This is a genomic window from Pantoea sp. 18069 (assembly GCF_902706035.1).
Lineage (GTDB): Bacteria > Pseudomonadota > Gammaproteobacteria > Burkholderiales > Burkholderiaceae_C > Comamonas.
In genome coordinates this window covers 1-270 of record NZ_CACSJA010000169.1, presented here as the reverse complement: position 1 = coordinate 270, position 270 = coordinate 1, and the positions used below count along the sequence as shown (strand labels likewise).

Here is a 270-nt window from a genome sequence, read left to right as displayed (position 1 = left end):
GACCAGGACGTTGATAGGTTGGGTGTGGAAGCGCAGCAATGCGTTAAGCTAACCAATACTAATTGCTCGTGAGGCTTGACCCTATAACTTTGATCCCAAAGCGGATCGAAGACTAGTTATGCCAAGTCGCAATCAAATATAACCTGATTTCAGTCTCTATGAATTCGCTGAAGCGTTCGACAAACTGAACGCCGAAGCAAAAAGTTATGCCTGATGACCATAGCAAGTTGGCACCACTCCTTCCCATCTCGAACAGGACAGTGAAACGAC

The 270-nt window shown here is 46.3% G+C and carries 1 rRNA gene; it reads left to right on the top strand.

Annotation, left to right across the window (positions count from 1 at the left end):
- Window positions 1-83, top strand: a 23S ribosomal RNA gene (locus GVL12_RS26085); the annotation flags it as partial.
- Window positions 84-270 lie beyond the last annotated feature (187 nt).